The sequence below is a fragment of the Kluyvera sp. STS39-E genome (assembly GCF_040932435.1).
In the GTDB taxonomy this organism is placed as follows: Bacteria; Pseudomonadota; Gammaproteobacteria; order Enterobacterales; family Enterobacteriaceae; genus Kluyvera.
In genome coordinates this window covers 139,692-156,879 of the sequence record NZ_JBFQGA010000003.1, presented here as the reverse complement: position 1 = coordinate 156,879, position 17,188 = coordinate 139,692, and the positions used below count along the sequence as shown (strand labels likewise).

The 17,188-nt window shown below is 53.4% G+C and carries 16 protein-coding genes; 6 read left to right on the top strand and 10 right to left on the bottom strand.

Translation table 11 applies throughout. The features are described 5' to 3' along the window. The first annotated feature begins 41 nt into the window (after positions 1-41). Positions 42-1,325 carry a YeaH/YhbH family protein gene (locus AB4K05_RS07280; protein WP_368479321.1) on the top strand — a complete coding sequence of 428 codons (1,284 nt, stop codon included), beginning with the start codon at positions 42-44 and terminating at the stop codon, positions 1,323-1,325. A gap of 74 nt (positions 1,326-1,399) precedes the next feature. On the opposite strand, the gene AB4K05_RS07275 is transcribed toward AB4K05_RS07280, so the two are convergent. After that, complete coding sequence (locus AB4K05_RS07275) at positions 1,400-4,420, bottom strand: autotransporter outer membrane beta-barrel domain-containing protein (protein ID WP_368479320.1); 3,021 nt, start codon at positions 4,418-4,420, stop codon at positions 1,400-1,402. Positions 4,421-4,778: 358 nt separating this feature from the next. On the opposite strand from AB4K05_RS07275, the gene dgcJ reads away from it, so the two are divergent. From dgcJ to AB4K05_RS07260, 3 genes are all read left to right on the top strand, one after another. Next, positions 4,779-6,245: a diguanylate cyclase DgcJ gene (gene dgcJ, locus AB4K05_RS07270; RefSeq protein WP_368479319.1), complete on the top strand. Its 1,467-nt coding sequence runs from the start codon at positions 4,779-4,781 to the stop codon at positions 6,243-6,245. Positions 6,246-6,270: 25 nt separating this feature from the next. After that, complete coding sequence (locus AB4K05_RS07265) at positions 6,271-6,771, top strand: YbaK/prolyl-tRNA synthetase associated domain-containing protein (RefSeq protein ID WP_368479318.1); 501 nt, start codon at positions 6,271-6,273, stop codon at positions 6,769-6,771. A gap of 191 nt (positions 6,772-6,962) precedes the next feature. Continuing rightward, a complete protein-coding gene (locus AB4K05_RS07260) occupies positions 6,963-7,409 on the top strand; it encodes a DUF441 domain-containing protein (protein ID WP_368479317.1) in 447 nt (148 codons plus the stop codon). On the opposite strand, the gene AB4K05_RS07255 is transcribed toward AB4K05_RS07260, so the two are convergent. Then, positions 7,393-8,184: a helix-turn-helix transcriptional regulator gene (locus AB4K05_RS07255; RefSeq protein WP_368479316.1), complete on the bottom strand. Its 792-nt coding sequence runs from the start codon at positions 8,182-8,184 to the stop codon at positions 7,393-7,395. The genes AB4K05_RS07260 and AB4K05_RS07255 overlap by 17 nt on opposite strands. A gap of 99 nt (positions 8,185-8,283) precedes the next feature. Here AB4K05_RS07255 and AB4K05_RS07250 point away from each other — a divergent pair, with 99 nt between their 5' ends. After that, the gene (locus AB4K05_RS07250; RefSeq protein ID WP_368479315.1) at positions 8,284-9,468 is read left to right on the top strand and encodes a CynX/NimT family MFS transporter; all 1,185 of its coding nucleotides are present in this window, start codon (positions 8,284-8,286) and stop codon (positions 9,466-9,468) included. 65 nt (positions 9,469-9,533) lie between these two features. Here AB4K05_RS07250 and AB4K05_RS07245 read toward each other — a convergent pair whose 3' ends face one another. After that, positions 9,534-10,241 (bottom strand): CTP synthase, encoded by a 708-nt coding sequence (locus tag AB4K05_RS07245; protein WP_368479314.1) that lies wholly within the window; start codon positions 10,239-10,241, stop codon positions 9,534-9,536. A gap of 139 nt (positions 10,242-10,380) precedes the next feature. On the opposite strand from AB4K05_RS07245, the gene AB4K05_RS07240 reads away from it, so the two are divergent. Next, positions 10,381-10,725: a DUF488 domain-containing protein gene (locus AB4K05_RS07240; RefSeq protein WP_368479313.1), complete on the top strand. Its 345-nt coding sequence runs from the start codon at positions 10,381-10,383 to the stop codon at positions 10,723-10,725. Positions 10,726-10,753: 28 nt separating this feature from the next. Here AB4K05_RS07240 and AB4K05_RS07235 read toward each other — a convergent pair whose 3' ends face one another. The 7 genes from AB4K05_RS07235 to AB4K05_RS07205 form a co-directional block, all read right to left on the bottom strand. Next, complete coding sequence (locus tag AB4K05_RS07235; RefSeq protein ID WP_368479312.1) at positions 10,754-11,059, bottom strand: hypothetical protein; 306 nt, start codon at positions 11,057-11,059, stop codon at positions 10,754-10,756. 61 nt (positions 11,060-11,120) lie between these two features. Next, positions 11,121-11,369, bottom strand: a complete 249-nt coding sequence (locus AB4K05_RS07230) for a DUF333 domain-containing protein (protein WP_368479311.1) — start codon at positions 11,367-11,369, stop codon at positions 11,121-11,123. An 825-nt stretch (positions 11,370-12,194) separates the two neighbouring features. After that, entirely contained in the window at positions 12,195-13,919 is a 1,725-nt protein-coding gene (locus AB4K05_RS07225; protein WP_368479310.1) for a hypothetical protein, read from the bottom strand. 3 nt (positions 13,920-13,922) lie between these two features. After that, positions 13,923-14,465, bottom strand: a complete 543-nt coding sequence (locus tag AB4K05_RS07220; protein ID WP_368479309.1) for a hypothetical protein — start codon at positions 14,463-14,465, stop codon at positions 13,923-13,925. Next, on the bottom strand, positions 14,437-15,159 hold the full coding sequence (locus tag AB4K05_RS07215; protein ID WP_368479308.1) for a hypothetical protein: 723 nt from the start codon (positions 15,157-15,159) through the stop codon (positions 14,437-14,439). Before AB4K05_RS07215 ends, AB4K05_RS07220 begins: the two co-directional genes overlap by 29 nt. Position 15,160: 1 nt before the next feature. Continuing rightward, a complete protein-coding gene (locus tag AB4K05_RS07210; protein ID WP_368479307.1) occupies positions 15,161-15,739 on the bottom strand; it encodes a tail fiber assembly protein in 579 nt (192 codons plus the stop codon). Next, positions 15,739-17,184 carry a phage tail protein gene (locus tag AB4K05_RS07205; protein ID WP_368479306.1) on the bottom strand — a complete coding sequence of 482 codons (1,446 nt, stop codon included), beginning with the start codon at positions 17,182-17,184 and terminating at the stop codon, positions 15,739-15,741. Before AB4K05_RS07205 ends, AB4K05_RS07210 begins: the two co-directional genes overlap by 1 nt. Between the last annotated feature and the right edge of the window lie 4 nt (positions 17,185-17,188).

The window sequence follows — 17,188 nt, the reverse complement described above, 5'->3', positions numbered from 1 at the left end:
CAACAGACGCGGTAAGTTGGCAAAGCAGTTCAGGAGGGCTTATGACCTGGTTCATTGACCGGCGTCTGAACGGCAAAAACAAAAGCGCGGTTAACCGCCAGCGCTTCTTGCGTCGTTATAAAGCGCAAATTAAACAGTCGATCGCCGAAGCCATCAACAAACGTTCGGTTACCGACGTCGACAGCGGAGAATCCGTTTCTATTTCGACGGATGATATCAGCGAGCCGATGTTCCATCAGGGGCGCGGCGGGTTACGTCACCGGGTACACCCCGGTAATGACCATTTTGTCCAAAACGATCGTATTGAACGTCCTCAGGGCGGCGGCGGTGGCGGCGGTAGCGGCCAGGGGCAAGCAAGTGCCGATGGCGAAGGCCAGGACGAATTTGTTTTCCAGATCTCCAAAGATGAATATTTGGATCTGTTGTTTGAAGACTTGGCGTTGCCAAACCTTAGACGCAACCAGCAACGTCAGATAACGGAGTATAAAACTCATCGCTCCGGCTACACCGCCAACGGCGTGCCGGCCAATATTAGCGTAGTCCGTTCACTGCAAAACTCGCTTGCTCGTCGGACGGCAATGACCGCAGGTAAACGCCGAGAACTGCATGCGCTGGAGGAAACGCTGGACGAAGTCGCTAAAAGCGAACCGGCACAGCTACTGGAAGAGGAGCGGTTACGCAAAGAGATAGCCGAGTTACGGGCTAAAATCGACCGTGTGCCGTTTATTGACACCTTTGACTTACGCTACAGAAACTACGAAAAACGTGCGGAGCCTTCCAGCCAGGCGGTGATGTTCTGCCTGATGGACGTTTCCGGTTCGATGGATCAGTCAACCAAAGACATGGCCAAGCGCTTTTATATCCTGCTCTATCTATTCTTGAGCCGGACCTATAAAAACGTCGAGGTGGTCTATATTCGCCACCACACCCAGGCCAAAGAGGTCGACGAGCATGAGTTCTTCTATTCGCAGGAGACCGGCGGCACCATTGTTTCCAGCGCGCTGAAGCTGATGGATGAAGTGGTGAAAGAACGCTATGACTCTGCGCAGTGGAACATTTATGCGGCGCAGGCTTCGGATGGCGATAACTGGGCCGATGATTCGCCGCTGTGCCATGAAATTCTGGCGAAGAAAATATTACCGGTGGTGCGCTATTACAGCTACATTGAAATCACCCGCCGGGCACATCAAACCCTTTGGCGTGAGTACGAACACCTTCAGCAGACTTTTGATAACTTTGCGATTCAGCATATTCGCGATCAGGATGATATCTACCCGGTGTTCCGCGAGCTGTTTCATAAGCAGGGTTCAACGATTAAGGACTGACTTATAAAAAATCAGCCGGGCATCTTAAATAACCGGCTGATTTTTTTTACCAACTCACTTCCTAACTCAGACCGTCAGAAACGATATTTAACCCCGAGCATGACCGAAGCATCGCTGTAGCTGTTATCCCCCACCTGCACGGCGGTACCGCCCCAGAGATTCAGCGACGGCGTAAGCTGCCCCTGCATGCCCAGTTTTAACTGCGCGATGTTACGCGCACCATCAACTGAAACCGTTTCGCCATTCATTCTGACACCAAAGTTTTCACTGTTATGCAGCCAGTTGGCCTCAATATACGGTTTAAATTCGCGCTGTTGGTCATCGTCTAGATGCGAGTGGCCTTTCAGATACAGGCGGACACCGAGGCGCGTTTGAATGTTGCCGCTATTCACGTCCTGCACGGTAGTGCCATTGTTCTCGACGAGAGAGCCGTTGTTTTTAACACCCATCCAAATAACCTGCGCCTGCGGCTGAATATACACCGCCGTGCGTGCATATTGTGCCAGCTGGCTAATGTGGCCGGTCTCAAGTGAAGCCGTTATACCATGGCTTTTCCAAGACTCGCTTGGCTGACCGGAGCCCGTGAGGTCATTGTTAAACCAGTTGTACAGCGCCCAGCTATCAACATACCAGCCGGTTTTGCGCTGGGCATTTTCGAACCACGTGAGGTAACCACCGGCACTGTAACCCTCAATCTGTGAGTCTGCGCGATAGCCCGTCAGGTGTGAACGGGTGTTGGCTTGCTGGTTGGCATAACCCGCCATCACCCCGGCATCCCAGCGGTCGTCACCGGTAAAACTGCCGTTGACCAATTCGCCGCCCAGCTGTGCCACATAGCGATTAGACTGAGTTTTAAGCTGATCATTGCCGGATGAGAAACGATTATGCCCCCCTTCCTGCCGTAGCCACATAGCCGTTTTCTTCATCTCACCGCTGATAGGGTCGAAGTATTCCGTCCCCCCCTCGCGATCATCTAAGGTCAATGTAAATAACGTATTGGCTGCTTGCAGGTTGGCGAGATAAGCGCCGACTTCCGGACGATAGGCCTTCGGCCCTTCGGGATCACTCGGCACCGTGGTCTTAGGATCGACATGGTTGGTCAAATACCAGTTTTTCCCTTTTTGAGTGAGGAAATAATCATACGCCCCGGCGGTGATGCGGCCGCTTTGATAAAAGGCGTTGCTAGCGGACCGGCCCAGGACTTCAATAACCTTAATACCGTTCAGCGCTTTTTCACCCTGCCCGCCGACGTTATTGATTGCCACCCCGGTAGAACCACTGGTATTGCCGGTTATGGCCAGTAAGTCTGACGGCGATTTGTCGCCCGCCAGCAGCGTGTTCATCCGCAGTATACTGCCCTCGCCGCCGACATAATCCCCATTCACCTGCAGTCGGTTGGTGAGCGAGGAGTCATTTTGCCGGTAGAGTTGGATGGTGCCATTATTTTGTAGCCCACCGTTGACGGTGAATCGGCCCGATCCCGTGGACTGCTCAGCGGCGCTGCCCACGACAAGCATCGCGCCCTGTTGCAAGAGGGTATTACCCGCACTTCCGCTGCCTGAAAGCTGTGCACCGGACTGAACCGTCGTATCTCCAGCCACACTCCCATCGACGTTCAGCACGCCTTGTTCAACCGTAGCCTGCCAGCTATCCTTGCTGTGACCAGTAAGATCGAGTATGCCCTCGCCGCGTTTAGCCAGATTTCCGCTGCCCTGAATCGCCTGAGCAAGGGTGGCGCTATGAGCTTGGGTATCAATAAAACCGTTGCGGTCAGTCACCGTTAATGGGCGGCTCGCGGCAAGGTCAAGATTGTCATTGAACCTTAGGCCACCACCGTCAAAAGTTATTGCACTGCTGGCATCACCTAATGAACTCTCTTTGCTTACCGCAATAGCGCCCTGATTGATGGTCGTACCACCGCGCCACTGATTGCCTGCCGGCGCATCAGGCTGCAAAGTCAGCGTCCCGTCACCGGTTTTTACGACCTGTCCGCTGCCCGTTATCTGGCCCGCGTAGTTTTCGTTTTTATCCTGAGTCAGCCGCAGAATGCCATTATCGATAACATTATTGAGATTGTTTCCACTTCGCGTCGGAAGGCTGCGTGCCGGCGCCTCTACGGTTGCGGCCGCATCATTATTGCCCTGCGGATTAATCACCAATTGGCCGTTATAGCCGCTATTGTCGCCTGATAATCCCAGTGTTCCCTGATCCACGCTGACAATGGTGAACCCGTTTAACGTACCCGAGATATCCCAGCGGCCCTCGCCATCCTTGGTGAGAGTACTGAAGTTGGAGATATCCCCCCGCAGCCGGTCCTGCGAGTTAAGCGAACCGTTTAGCGTCAGATTATTGACGCCCCCGCCACCGTTGATATTACCGGTGACTAACGAGTTGCTGTAAAACTCCAGATCATCATTACCGCGGCCAAAGGACAGGCTGCCAACAACTTTACTGTCCGGATGATTGACAAACACGATACCCGCACCGCCGGTGGTGGAGCTGGTGCCAAATACTGGTGCCGTACCGGTTTCACTGGTGCCTCGGGCAATCACGCCAAAGTTTTCCACCCGGTTGCGTACCGTTGGCGCGCCGTAACTGCGTTCATCATCCTGGAACCAGAGGGCAGCAGCATTACCGTTAGTTTGAATGTGACCGCGATTAATTATGGTGTTACCAAAGCCCATAACGTTAACAGCTTCGGCGTTATTCACGCGGCCATTCGACATGACAACGCCACTTGGAGTCACGGTAATCTGGCTGTTAGAAACCACTTCAATGGTGTTTGCACCCGCATTCAGCAAGCCGACAGAACCCGCCTGCGCCGCATTTTCTACCGTACCGCTAACGTTAACCACGTTGCCGTCATTAAGGCTGATTGCCGGAGCGTTACCACCATTAAGCACCGTATTGGCATCTACAGAAACCGTTGCATTGCTGGTGTTACGCCCCTCACCGATTTTCTGTAGCAGCGTTCCACCTCCGCCACATTGCACATTATTTGACGCTGATTGACAGACTGCGGCGCTGGCAGGAGCCGAAAAGGCGCCAGTAAACATTGCCGATTGGATCAGCAATGCAATATATGTTTTCTGCATGTTAAAACTCTTTCGAAAAACGCTTTATTTTGTCAAAGAAATAGACTGATTAGCTGGGCATTTGGCGCAAACCTAGTTAAACATTCGACACAGGAACCAGTGAATGAATGATTATCCTGCTCTGAATATGTTAAGGTCGCAATAGTGATGTTTAAATATATTTCTATTGCAGATATTGCGGTGATATGAACTTAAAAAGGATGCAGGGAACGATCCCATGGAAATGGATACGCCTATGGGCGGCAAAGAAAATGAGAATTATTCTATCAAAAATATTTATTCCACTACTGCATTGCTAGAGATACCATTCACCGCGTGATAAAATTGTTTCTGAAAAGAAAGAGCAAACCGTTTAATCATGAAACTTCAGAATAAAATACTCCGCTTTGTCATCTCCGGTGGCGTGTTGATACTTACCTCATCGTTTCTTATCTATGAGTTAATCGCCACTCATCGTGATATGTCTGACTATATGAAATATATTGTCGACAAAGGCGAATCAGCTTTTCTCTATGATAAATATCAGAATCAACTGATTATTTCGCAGTTTGCAAGAAAGATGGACGACCGCCCTTCCGCCGCCGCGGTGGCCCGGGCCTGCGCGAGCGTGCAGCACCGCGGTAAGGTCAGCGGCCTTAATATCGACGGCAAGGGCTATTCACCGCTACATGGTTCACTTTCCGTTGGTAATAAACCCTGCAACCAGTGGGTGAACGATCTTCCGGCACTGGAAGCATTTGATGCGGCCATCGCCAATATGACGGTCTGGAAGCCGGTTTTACCTAATGAGCCACGGCCAAATAAACATTTTCGTTACTATATTGATTTAATGAATCAATATGTTTATTTCAATTCACCCGTTATTATTAACGATCCGTCATTAACCAGCTGGAATTTCCTCTATGGAAGCCGTCTTGGTATTTCTCCTGGCAGCCTCGAAAATTTATTTCTCGGGCGCACCGTAGTCTCCAGCATTTACATCGATACTTTCACTCGAAAGAATATTTTAACGTTCCTGACGCCGGTCTATAAACAAGAGCAGCTCAAAGGCATCGTCATGGTTGACCTTTCTCGCCAGGATATGCACGATATTTTTAATACCCGCGATCGGCCGCTAGTCTGGCGCTACCTTGATATAACCTTTACCGATTTAGATACCAACGCCCATATCGAGGTGCACCGCAGCGCGTCGCACCTGCTGAGCTACGTTCACTATTCCCGGCCGCTAGCGGAAAATATGCAGGTTGAAGTGTCACTCGATGTGATGTATTTCCTACTGAGTTCGTGGAAGCTGTTTCTGTTTTATCTGGTGACGACCCTCGCTGTACTGCATTTGGTGCGCACCCATTTCCGTCTTTATCGGACAGTCAGCAAAGAAAACATCAGTGATGGACTAACCGGGTTGTATAACCGCAAGATACTCTCCACGGTGCAGAGTATGCGCTTGCAGCGTCTGACCGAGCAGGGTGTCGGCATTGTGGTTATCGCGCTGGACTGCGATAAGCTCAAGTACATCAACGACACGTGGGGTCACGATGAGGGCGACCGCGCCATCATCATGCTGGCCCGAGCCATTTCAGCCACTATTCGCAAAAGTGACTACGGTGTGCGTCTCGGCGGCGACGAGTTTTGCATTATTCTCGTCGACTACGAAGAAGACGAAGGCCGAGTGATTGTCGAGCGCATTCAACAAAATCTGCAGCAAATCGATACCAATAACCGCGTGAGCTTCTCGTGGGGGGCCTATAAGATGCGCTCTGGCGACACGCTTGATGAGGCCATGAAAATCGCCGATCAGCGACTTTACCAAGATAAAAAGAGCTGATGCCTCACCATCACCGGAGAATGACATGATTGAACCGATAACATCCGATATCCACCAGCAGCTATTAGCATTGCTCGACAGTCATCAGGCGCGCTACCGCGTGGTGTCGCACGAGGCCGTGGGGAAATGCGAAGCCATATCGGAAATACGCGGCACTGCGCTCGGCCAAGGAGCAAAAGCACTGGTGTGTAAAGTGAAAGGCAACGGCGTGAATCAACACGTGCTGGCGGTCTTGGCCGCTGACCAACAAGCCGATCTTTCACGCCTCGCCCAGCATCTCTGCGGTTTGCGGGCATCGCTTGCCAGTCCGGCTGAAGTTGAAGCTCTGACCGCCTGCGTTTTTGGCGCCATCCCACCGTTTAGTTTTCACCACTCGCTGAAGCTGGTGGCCGATCCGCTGCTGTTTGAGAATTTTGCTGAGATTGCCTTCAACGCCGGCAGCCTTGAAAGATCGGTTATCCTCAACACCCAAGACTACCTGCGTATCGCCAAGCCTGAACAGGTCGCCTTCCGTCGTCAGGACTAGTCACATCAGCACGACCGGAGACGATTCCACTGTTTATCTGCAATAGCCGTTGATGAATCGTGGCGGTAAGCGAGTTAATCAGGCAAATGCCTGAAATCCTCTAAAAATATTGAAAAAAGCCTGTTTACACTACGCGTTTTGCGTACAGTAAGCAGGCTACTTTTTCTCTTTTTGGCAAGGATTTCCATTTTATGCTCGATACCACTCTGCTAATCCTTCTTGGTTTGGCGGCACTTGGCTTTGTCAGCCATAACACTACCGTCGCCGTATCCATTCTAGTGCTCATTATTATCCGCGTTACCCCGCTCAGCACTTTTTTCCCTTGGGTTGAAAAACAGGGGCTAAGCATTGGCATCATCATCCTGACCATCAGCGTGATGGCGCCTATCGCCAGCGGCACGCTGCCTGCCAGCACGTTGCTGCACTCATTCGCTAACTGGAAGTCATTGGTGGCAATCGGCGTGGGGGTGTTTGTCTCATGGCTTGGCGGGCGCGGCGTGACGTTAATGGGCAGCCAGCCGCATCTGGTGGCCGGTCTGTTGATCGGCACCGTACTCGGCGTGGCGCTGTTTCGCGGCGTCCCGGTGGGGCCGCTCATCGCCGCAGGGCTGGTATCTCTGCTTATTGGGAAGTCGTAGTGAGGGCTGCCAGATAGCGCCCCGGCGTTTGTCCCAGCCCCTTGCGAAACATAGTGATAAACGCGGTAGTGGAATCATAACCCAGCGATAGCGCAACCTGTTGGACGTTAAGCCCGCGCACCAGCATTTGTAGAGCAAGAATCAATTGCAACTGGTGCCGCCAGCGACGGAAGTTCAGCCCGGTCTCCCTGACCACCAGTCGCGCAAGGTTACGTTCGCTCATCGCAAATCGACTGGCCCACTGGCTCAGCGTTTGCCATTGCGCGGGTTCGGCTTCCATCATCTCCACCATTAAGCGAATTTTAGGATGCGCCGAGACCGGTAGCTGTAGCTGCTGTTCCGGCTGCTGTGGAAGTTCATCAAACAACACCTGGATGAGGCGCTGCGTTTCTGCCGTCTGACGCGCCGCTTCATCTCGCTGGGCCAGCGCTAATATCAGCTCACGAACCAACGGTGAGATTTTCAACGTGCAGCAATGCGCGGGCATTTTTGCCGCACCGGGTTCAATAAACAAAAAGCACAATTCCGCCTGCGGGGTTGCGCGGTTGCTGTGCGGCACCTCACCGGGCACCCACACCGCAAACTGCGGAGGCACCATCCACAGCGCATTTTCGACTTCGCAGGTGATGGCCCCGTGCAGCGCCAATATTAACTGCCCCTTGCGGTGCTGATGCTCTGGGATGTACTGCTCTCCCTGAACCACCTGAATACCGAAAGCCACGGCTGCATCCTGATGGCTATCCGGGTGGTAGCCATCTAAACCCAGTCCTAACATGTTTTTGTCCGAATTTAGCGATAATCTGTCATTTTAGCTTGATTTCAATGCAGGCCAAAGCAGGTATTGTAGTCATCCCATTTTTTTGTTGAGAAGACTATGTCTCGCACATCTCCTTCTTCCAGCCAACGCTGGATGCTGATTATTGGTATTTTACTGATTGCCTCGACGCTGCGCGTCACTTTCACCGGTGCAGCACCGCTTCTGGATGCTATTCGCGCCGAATACGGACTGACAACCGCGCAGACTGGGCTGTTGACGACATTACCCTTGCTGGCATTTGGCCTTATTTCTCCCCTTGCCGCCGGGGTCGCTCGCCGTTTAGGGATGGAGCGAAGCCTGTTTATCGCCATGCTGCTGATTTGCGCAGGGATCGCAATCCGCTCGCTTCCCTCAGTGCTGCTCATGTTCGCAGGAACCGCGGTGATTGGCTGCGGCATTGCCCTCGGCAACGTTCTCCTACCGGGCCTAATTAAGCGAGATTTCTCAAACCATGTCGCTAAATTTACCGGCGCGTACTCGGTGACCATGGGTGCCGCGGCCGCGCTGGGTTCCGCGCTGGTTGTACCGATTGCGCTGAGTGGTTTTGGCTGGCGCGGCGCATTGCTGGCGCTGATGGCATTTCCGCTACTGGCGCTGGTATTCTGGCTACCGCAGTGGCGATCGACGCAGACAACTGCGATCTCCGGCAGCGGAGCAGCACATAATCGCGGGATTTGGCGGTCGGCGCTGGCCTGGCAGGTGACGTTGTTCCTCGGGTTAAACTCGTTGGTCTATTACGTCATTATCGGCTGGCTCCCGGCCATTCTCATTAGCCAAGGTTATAGCGAAGCGCAGGCAGGCTCTCTGCATGGCCTGCTGCAGTTAGCGACGGCAGTCCCCGGCTTTATCGTCCCGATTATTCTGCTGCGCGTCAAAGATCAGCGTGGAATTGCAATTACCGCCGCGCTGATGTGCGCCGTCAGTGCCCTCGGCTACATTCTGCTGCCCGCTCAGGCGGTGGCTTGGACAGTGATATTCGGTTTTGGCTCAGGCGCCACGATGATCCTCGGGCTGACCTTTATCGGGCTGCGTGCCAGTTCCGCACACCAGGCCGCCGCACTTTCCGGTATGGCACAGGCGGTCGGCTATTTGCTGGCGGCATGCGGGCCGCCGTTAATGGGAAAAATGCATGATGTCAGCGGCACATGGCATATTTCGCTGGTCTCATTAGCGGTCATTGCGCTGGTGATGGCTGTATTTGGCGGGTTAGCGGGACGTGACCGGGAAATTAACGCCGGCTAATTGGAGCGATGGTAATCGCTGATGGCGTGATTCATATCCCGCCATCAGGCATCTAGCGTTTGAGATTACCGCGCGGCGGCGTACAGGAACGCCTGCACCAAAGGTGCTGGACGTCCAGCCAACGCATTGCGTTCATGCTGGAATAGCGTCGCCACAAAGAATGGATGAGTCACCAACTCCACCGCACGAATATCGCCGTTGTCATCCCAGCCGGTGACCCGCAGCGGCTGGGTATCCAGTTCAGCGGCAAAGTCAGGGGAAATACCGTAGTTGCAGTGGTAGCCTTCTTCAATTGTGTCACGACCGTAGGCGCGCGCAATCAGCGTATTCGCTCGCAGCTCGATGGCGTCCGTTTTTTCCACCAGCGAGCAGGTTAACGGTGCTATCACCATCCGCCCTTCTTTATCGGTTTCCGCGTGTGCAGCATCTTCCCAACCCATCACATTGCGGGCGTATTCAATAATCGCGTGTTGGAAACCGCCGCAGGTGCCGAGGAACGGCAGGCTATTTTCCCGCGCGTAGCGTACCGCCATCAGCGCGCCTTCGGTATTGCGATACGGGCTAGCAGGCACCAACCAAAGCGCATCGTAGCCGGATAAATCTTCAGCGCTCTTGATATCTTCAGTGGCTAACCACTGGTACTTAACGGTAAGTTCAAGCACCGCCGCAGCGTCATCAAGGGCGAGGGGAATCGCCTGATGCGCAAGCACATCGGCATTGTAGTCGCCAACCAAGGCAATACGAAGGGAGGGAGTGACAGCAGCGTTTTCCATGAGAGTCCTTATGTGCAGACATTAACGAACGGCATAAGGAGCCTCAGACTAGCGATCTACGCTGCCAATAGCAACACCCGGATAGCGAACCCCGCCATTCTTTGTGGTATGGTCAAAAAAGGATAAAGGGAGGAAGGATATGATCCAGTGTAAACGCGTTTATGAAGACGCAGCACCCGATGATGGTTATCGCGTTTTAGTCGATAGACTCTGGCCGCGCGGCATCAAAAAGGAAAACCTTGTCTACGATGAATGGTGCAAAGATTTGACCCCTTCAGCCGAGCTTCGCAGAGCCTATCATGGAGAAGTCATCGATTTTCCAACGTTCTGCCAGCATTACCGCGAAGAGCTTTCGCACCATCGCGACGAGGGGCAGCGTTTAGCAATGATTGCCAACACGCAAGGGCTAACGCTGATTTACGCCACCACCAACACCGTGCAAAATCACGCACGCGTGCTCGCCGACTGGCTGAAAAATCTATAACACCCTAGCGACGTCTTCTGACGTCGCATTATTCCACAAGCGCAGTACGTTCTTCCGTCGGCAGCGCATCGGGCGTTAACGGCAACAGATACTCGGCGCGTACAAACGCGAAACCGTGTTGCCCTTCGCCTGTAGTGACATCGCCGGTCACTAGCCACAACGCGCGCGGCGCATCAGCATCTAGCTCCGTCATGACGCCATTGACGGGATTCAAGCAACGCTCTCCGGGGTTAATCAGCGCAAACAACTCAACGCTCTTACCAATATTGCCGCGGCCAATAACAGTACGGGCACCAATGATAATGGCAGTGGTCCCCGGCTTTAGCGAAAACATACGACTCTCGTTAATCAGATTTATCCTAGAGGCGCTAGTTTACGCAAAGCCGCAGTCACTGTCATTTTTTCTGCGGATGATCGCGACGCCACAGCGCCCATTCTTCGATCGTTTCGCCGTTGGGTAACTTACAAAGGCTAAATTGCCCCTGAGCATTCATCTGCGGAATGCTTGTCCCGCCCTTCTCTTGGCAGTAAACCGCAGCAGGATTCGCCATACCCACCTGCGGTGGCGTCGGTGCATCTGGGACGGTCTGTTTGGCGCAACCAGCCAGTAAAATAGGTAACAATAAAGCCATACGATTTGACATAAGCCGTCCTTAATCTCCACGGGAGTTTAGCTTTAAACTCCATAATTTCTTCATTTTAGCTACACTTTTGCGACGTAAAGTAGCCTCGTTCTCAACTGACCAGAGAACAGAACATTCCATAATCAATGAGTTATTTTTGCCCCATCTCCCCCGATGGGGCTTTTTTTTTAGAATATAATACATTGAAATAAAAGGATTTATTTCTCTCAGTGTCCACGCATTGACCACATCAAACAAAACCCTGTCCATTCGGCAGGGTTTTTTCATGTATTGATTATACCTTTCGCCGCCCAATTAAACCCAGACACATGACTAGATCCTTTTAACAAACCCGCGCACTACTTTGCAAAACTTCAAACCGGACAAACTCCCCGACAGCCCGCGCCCCGCAAGGCGTCACCAATTATCGGCCAGACTTCCAGCCAGTTGCGCCGCGCCGTTATGATCGTGACGGAAAGTAAAACGATCCTTTTAAAAACATTAACTTATCCAATCAGTTAGCCGCGCTGGCCGTAGCGCTTTTTGCAAAGTGTCGCAATCCCTTGCGTTGCGTGCAAAAGCCAGCAGACCACAAACGCCCAGCAGTGGCGCGGGCTGGCGGGTCGCTTTGCGCAAAAATTCTTTTGCAAAATTTTTTAGATCCAAATAGCGCAGGCGGGTGCGGTGTAGCGCCGTTTCCGTCTCGGATCCGCTTCCGTCTGCATTCTGTCGCTGCGCGTGCGGGGCGTGGTTGAACGAACGCAAAAAAGGCCGAACGGTGTCGACCTTGTACTTTTGCGCGTGCTGTGTGGCGTTCTGTGAGGTCTGGCGGCGTGGGGGTTTCCGTCAGGCAATGAGAGGACTGTATTTTTCCTTTAACGTGCCGGTTTTAGTGGCCGCGCTGGTGAACTGGTCGGCCTGGGTTGGTGCGCCGACGCTTGGGTGCGTATGCGAGGCGCAGACCTTCGCCAGCTCGCTGACCACGTCCAGCGTATCGGTTAACAGCGTCAGGACGTTAATATCTTCACTACCCAGTTTTACCACTGGCGCGATTAACTCCTGCGCCTGGGCGACGCTGCGGCGAATGCCGGTAATTTTCTCTGTAAGCGATTTGCCCACGTTAACAACGGCAGCCCCTTTGATGTTGTCGTCCAGGTTGCCGCCAACCTCGCGGTTTACGTTCCGGCCAACACTGACAGAATTGTCCTTGCTGCAGCTCAACGTCAGACCGCCAGACGTGCCGACGCTGTAATCCCCCTCGGCGATGTGAACAACCGCCCCGGCCATCAGTGTGGCCGTGCCCAACACGGTGGTTTTATCCGTGGCCTGGATAGTGGTTTCACGCGCAACCAGCGTGCGCTTTTCATCGTCGGCGGTAACTTCGCGTGTCATGGAGTTTTCGCGGATAACCTGATCTGTCTGGCGTTCCCAGTCACCGGCCACCGTCACCCGCTGCGAAACGCCATCGCGTTGTTGCTGCAACTGCTCGCCAGGCTTAACCGCTGGCAGGCTGTGACCCTGGGCCATTATCTGACGGATAAAGGGTTTATCCTGGCGACCGCCAACAAAACCGATCTCCACCTGCGTGCCAGACGGCGGGAATTGAAACATACCCGACTCACTGCCCGCCATTGGCACCGGCAGCGGCACGGCAGAATAAACCGGCGTGTTGGCTGCCGGGTTTCCGTCATCATCCAGCAATTGCAGATCGACGGCGTAGCGCGGGCGAAACGGGTCGGCGATGTTACCGCTTGATACGTCTTCGCTATGCGCCACAACCATGGCGAGTTTCGGCAGGTGTAAACCGGATGCCAGTTCCGGGTAGGCGCTTTCGGCCTGGCGCTGAAATGTCGATTTCTGCAACGGCTGGCCGGTGGCTTTGTTGCGTGGCTGCCAGGTGATTGCCATATCGTCGTTATTTAACCGAACCTGATTTAACCGCTGGCCGTTGACCTCCACGCCGGGGCGCAAGCTCTGGATCATTGGCACGGTCATGGAATTGCCGCCGCCCGTTGACTGGCTAAACTCTGGCGGGATCTCCACCGGCTTGCCTGCAAATAAACTATGCTCAGCCGCGCCCGTAAAGACTGCGCCGTCCGGCATCTGATACCAGACATAATCCGTAATGGAAAACGCCCGGCCCAGCGTCGCCAGCAGCTGGTAACCGGTGCCGCTATGGGTAAAGTGTGGAATGGGTGTATCGGCATAAGCTGCGCCAGCTGGCGGCGCAACGGTTAACCCGCTTTGCTCCGATATCCAGTCAGTGATCTGGCGTAACGTGGGGTGCTGGAAAGAACACGGCCACATTTTATCGAAAATGCCGATAAGCTCCCGCACGAACAACCGGCAGGAACCATTATCAGCAGGCTGCGATCGCTCGACGTACCCCGTAAACCAGCGCAGGACTAACCCATCGTAACCCACATCAACGCGCACCATTTTGCCGGTGTAATCCGTCTCAGTGTTGGCTGTGATAAATCCGCGCCCGCACGCGTTAAGCTCCAGCACAATGTTGCAATCCACCATCTCGATCGGGTCGCGGGATAAGAAAAGGCGTTTAATCGGTTTCATGGCTTACCCCAGCGCGTCGTTAATAGGCTTCAAAACTTTTTCTTCAAGCCAGCTCATTTTATCCGGCGTCTCGTCAGCAGATACGGAAGCACCCGCGCCGCTTGCGCCGGTTTGTTTTGTGCTGGCCGTGGCGTTCCCCTTCCTCGCCTGCCGTTTCTCCGGCACGCTGCCTTTTTCCCGTAAAGTAAAACTCACCTGCCAGGCGAGGCGGTCTTCCTGCGGGACGGCATCAATCTGGCCGGTAAAGGTGGCCTCACGTAAATTGATAGCCGTCGCCGTCGCATTGGCGACGCGGTAAACCTTAAGCTCACCACTTGCCGCCGTTGCGGATGCCAGCTGGAAAAGGCGTTGTAAAACGGCTTCGTCGTCGAAGGTGACCAGCCCGGAGACGCGCAGCTCTTTGGCTTTTATGCCCTGTTCAGCATTGGCCGTGCTCGATGTCTGCCCGGACATGTCTTTCTCCTGAAATTGCATCGACGGCGAAACGAGCATGTTTTGCATCGGGATGCCCTCACCATCAAGCGCGAGTAATGCTGTCTGGGTCATGGATCATTCCTTGTAAGTCAGAAAGCGAATCGCCAATAAACATCATTGCCGCTGTATGCACGGCGGTTGTCTGCGGGAATCCTTTAAGCAGCTCCAGCGCTGCGGCAGTGTGGTTGCCGCTGTAATTAAAGGCCCATACTTTGGCGCTGGCCTGTTTCAACTCATCCATTGCCCCGCTCAGGGCAGCCAGCTGCGCGGCGCGTTCTTTGATAAACCCGGCAACCTGGCTTTGCAGCTCTGCGGGATTTGTGCCGGTTGCGGCTTCCAGCTGCGCGGCGGCAATGCGCTGCGCATTGACGGCCAGGCGGCTGGTTGAAACGGACAACGGCACGGCGACCGGCAGGGCATCAACTTTTACCGGCAGCTGCATTTTTACGGCGCTCAACTCAGCAGCGGCGGCAGCCATGCGGCTAATCTGGGTAAACGCGGGCGCGGGGAATACCGTTGCCAGCTCTTTTAATGCCGTCATAAAAATGTCGTGGGTGTTTTCGGCAATCATCATGACGATCACATCGCCATTCCCGCCACTGGTTGCCAGCTTGCCCGCCAGATACCCCAGCGCGTTGGCCGGGCTTAAGTAGCCGCCTGAATCATTAAGCTGGCCCAGTCCATAAACCCACGGATGCGCGGGAATAATTGAGCAATTCATCGCTGACATAGAATCAGAAAACGCGAGACGGGCATCACGCCACATTTTATTTAATCTCCGGCCATTCAATATCAGGCGCTGAATCCGTGATTACGGCTGTAACCTCGTCGATATAATCCAGCGTTTTATTTACTTTATCTTTTTCTTCGTCAGTTAACTGGCGGCCCATTAATAATTTAGTTTGCAATACCGAAATAGATTCCTGCGCGGCATTAATTAAAAACTCTTTTTGTGCCTCAGCGCTTGCGACCGCTGCGGCATGGGATGCCTTTTCATCCAGTTTCCACGTTTTACCATTCCAGACATAAAATTCGCCGGGGTATGGAATGGTTGTTGTATTTTCTGGCAGCGCTCCCGGCTTACTGATATAAACAGGCTGGCCGGTTTCGGTATCATATACCGTTTGCCCACGGTGATTTTCCTGAATGCTCCATTCTTTTTTATTTAAATCAAAAATTGCCACACTGTCAGCCGGGCACGCGGGCGGCTCAATATCGGTAGAATTAGCAGGTAACCCCGTAAACGGCTGAATATAGGCATCACTTGTGCCGATGAATTCTTTTGTATCCGCACGCAGATTAAACACTTTAATTAATTGTACTGTAGCGCTCATTTTGAATGACATTATGCCAGCCTCACGATGTAGTTAAATGCGATGTTTTTAACGGTGGTTTCTTCGTTCCCGCTTTCTTCAATAAAGATTTCATGCCCGTGCGGGCCAAGCTCCACAATGTGAGCATGGGCGCCGATATACACGACGTGAGGGTGCAACCCCGCTACAGTAGTGGCAAGACCTCCAGTCCATACCCCGGATCCCCCGCCCGATGCATGCTTGCTGTTCGAAATGGTCGTCAACACGCTTGCCGTCAACCTATGATCGTGATCGCCGTTCTCCGTGGTTGTCTTTGAACCATAATCAAATTCTTGCGTTAACTTTGTGCCCAGGTCAGTCTCAGAAATCGTTGCACCATGACCGTGCTTTTTGTTGCCGTCTTCCTCGTATGACAGCACATCGCGCCCATCCGGGCGGCCCTTGATAGTCTGGCTACGCATATCCGGGAGAATGCCGTCAGGATAGGCCGCACCCAGCAGCGGATAAACGACCGGGTCAAATGTCTGCCCCAACATCAACGCCCATTTTTTTGGCGGCGTGTCAGTCGGCCAGGGCTGCGGGATGCCAACCGGCAGCACATCATTGATATCCATCGCGGCCAGCTCACCCAACCCCAGATCATCATTTAGCCCCTTCGGGCGCAGGTCAGTGATGTTGCCGTCTTCGTCAACGCTGGCTATCGCATACACATAATGCGGCCGGCCGTCCTGCTGGTAATTCTCCAGCGCATCCGCAACCGTGATTTTGCATTGAATGCCCCAGACGCTGGTCAGCGTTCCCGCCCAGCAGACATCCAGCCAGACCTTTACCGGGCCTGTTACCTCAATATCTACATTCTCAGGCAGATCCGCACGCAGCCCGGCAACATAACCCGCGCCCTGGGTCACGAAATATTGCTCACCCTGGCGAGCAACCAGCCAGCCGTTGCCAAAGAACGCGGCGTCGCCGTACAAATCGACATTTTCAACGCGCTTGCGCTCATCAATGCCAGCCAGGCGGGCGGTAAAATCGATCTGCCAGGTTTCGGCAGGCGTGGTGATTGCGGTCGCCGCTTTCGCGCCGGTGTATTCCATCATCATGGAACGTACCAGGACGTTGCCTTGTTGACCGGCAGCGTTTTTAATTTTCCGCTGGGTTGGCGCATGAATAACCATCGCCAGCACGCCGGACTCACTATTCACCAGACCGATCCAGTTAAAATCAAAATCGCCGACATCCGTGCCAATGGTTACCGAATAACTAACGGCGTTGTCATTAATAATGCCCGCCTTACTGACTTCCTGCCGATGTACAATCTTATCTGCTGCGGGTAATGCTTCCGTAACATCAACCGGCTTTGTAATATCCAGCCCCGGAATATAAGCGAAGACAAATTCATCCAGCGTAACGGGAGTATTATCGATCGCCTGCTGCGCTTTCCAGTCCTGAAATGCTTTTGTAATAGCAACCTGTGACATAAAT

Coding starts and splice junctions, on each gene's coding strand:
- AB4K05_RS07250 (WP_368479315.1), top strand. CDS start 8,284: ATGTCTCGCACATCTCCTTCTTCCAGCCAACGCTGGATGCTGATTATT.
- AB4K05_RS07215 (WP_368479308.1), bottom strand. CDS start 15,159: ATGTGGCGTGATGCCCGTCTCGCGTTTTCTGATTCTATGTCAGCGATG.
- AB4K05_RS07230 (WP_368479311.1), bottom strand. CDS start 11,369: ATGTCAAATCGTATGGCTTTATTGTTACCTATTTTACTGGCTGGTTGC.
- AB4K05_RS07235 (WP_368479312.1), bottom strand. CDS start 11,059: ATGTTTTCGCTAAAGCCGGGGACCACTGCCATTATCATTGGTGCCCGT.
- AB4K05_RS07255 (WP_368479316.1), bottom strand. CDS start 8,184: ATGTTAGGACTGGGTTTAGATGGCTACCACCCGGATAGCCATCAGGAT.
- AB4K05_RS07225 (WP_368479310.1), bottom strand. CDS start 13,919: ATGAAACCGATTAAACGCCTTTTCTTATCCCGCGACCCGATCGAGATG.
- AB4K05_RS07205 (WP_368479306.1), bottom strand. CDS start 17,184: ATGTCACAGGTTGCTATTACAAAAGCATTTCAGGACTGGAAAGCGCAG.
- AB4K05_RS07210 (WP_368479307.1), bottom strand. CDS start 15,739: ATGTCATTCAAAATGAGCGCTACAGTACAATTAATTAAAGTGTTTAAT.
- AB4K05_RS07220 (WP_368479309.1), bottom strand. CDS start 14,465: ATGACCCAGACAGCATTACTCGCGCTTGATGGTGAGGGCATCCCGATG.
- AB4K05_RS07265 (WP_368479318.1), top strand. CDS start 6,271: ATGATTGAACCGATAACATCCGATATCCACCAGCAGCTATTAGCATTG.
- AB4K05_RS07275 (WP_368479320.1), bottom strand. CDS start 4,420: ATGCAGAAAACATATATTGCATTGCTGATCCAATCGGCAATGTTTACT.
- dgcJ (WP_368479319.1), top strand. CDS start 4,779: ATGAAACTTCAGAATAAAATACTCCGCTTTGTCATCTCCGGTGGCGTG.
- AB4K05_RS07260 (WP_368479317.1), top strand. CDS start 6,963: ATGCTCGATACCACTCTGCTAATCCTTCTTGGTTTGGCGGCACTTGGC.
- AB4K05_RS07240 (WP_368479313.1), top strand. CDS start 10,381: ATGATCCAGTGTAAACGCGTTTATGAAGACGCAGCACCCGATGATGGT.
- AB4K05_RS07245 (WP_368479314.1), bottom strand. CDS start 10,241: ATGGAAAACGCTGCTGTCACTCCCTCCCTTCGTATTGCCTTGGTTGGC.
- AB4K05_RS07280 (WP_368479321.1), top strand. CDS start 42: ATGACCTGGTTCATTGACCGGCGTCTGAACGGCAAAAACAAAAGCGCG.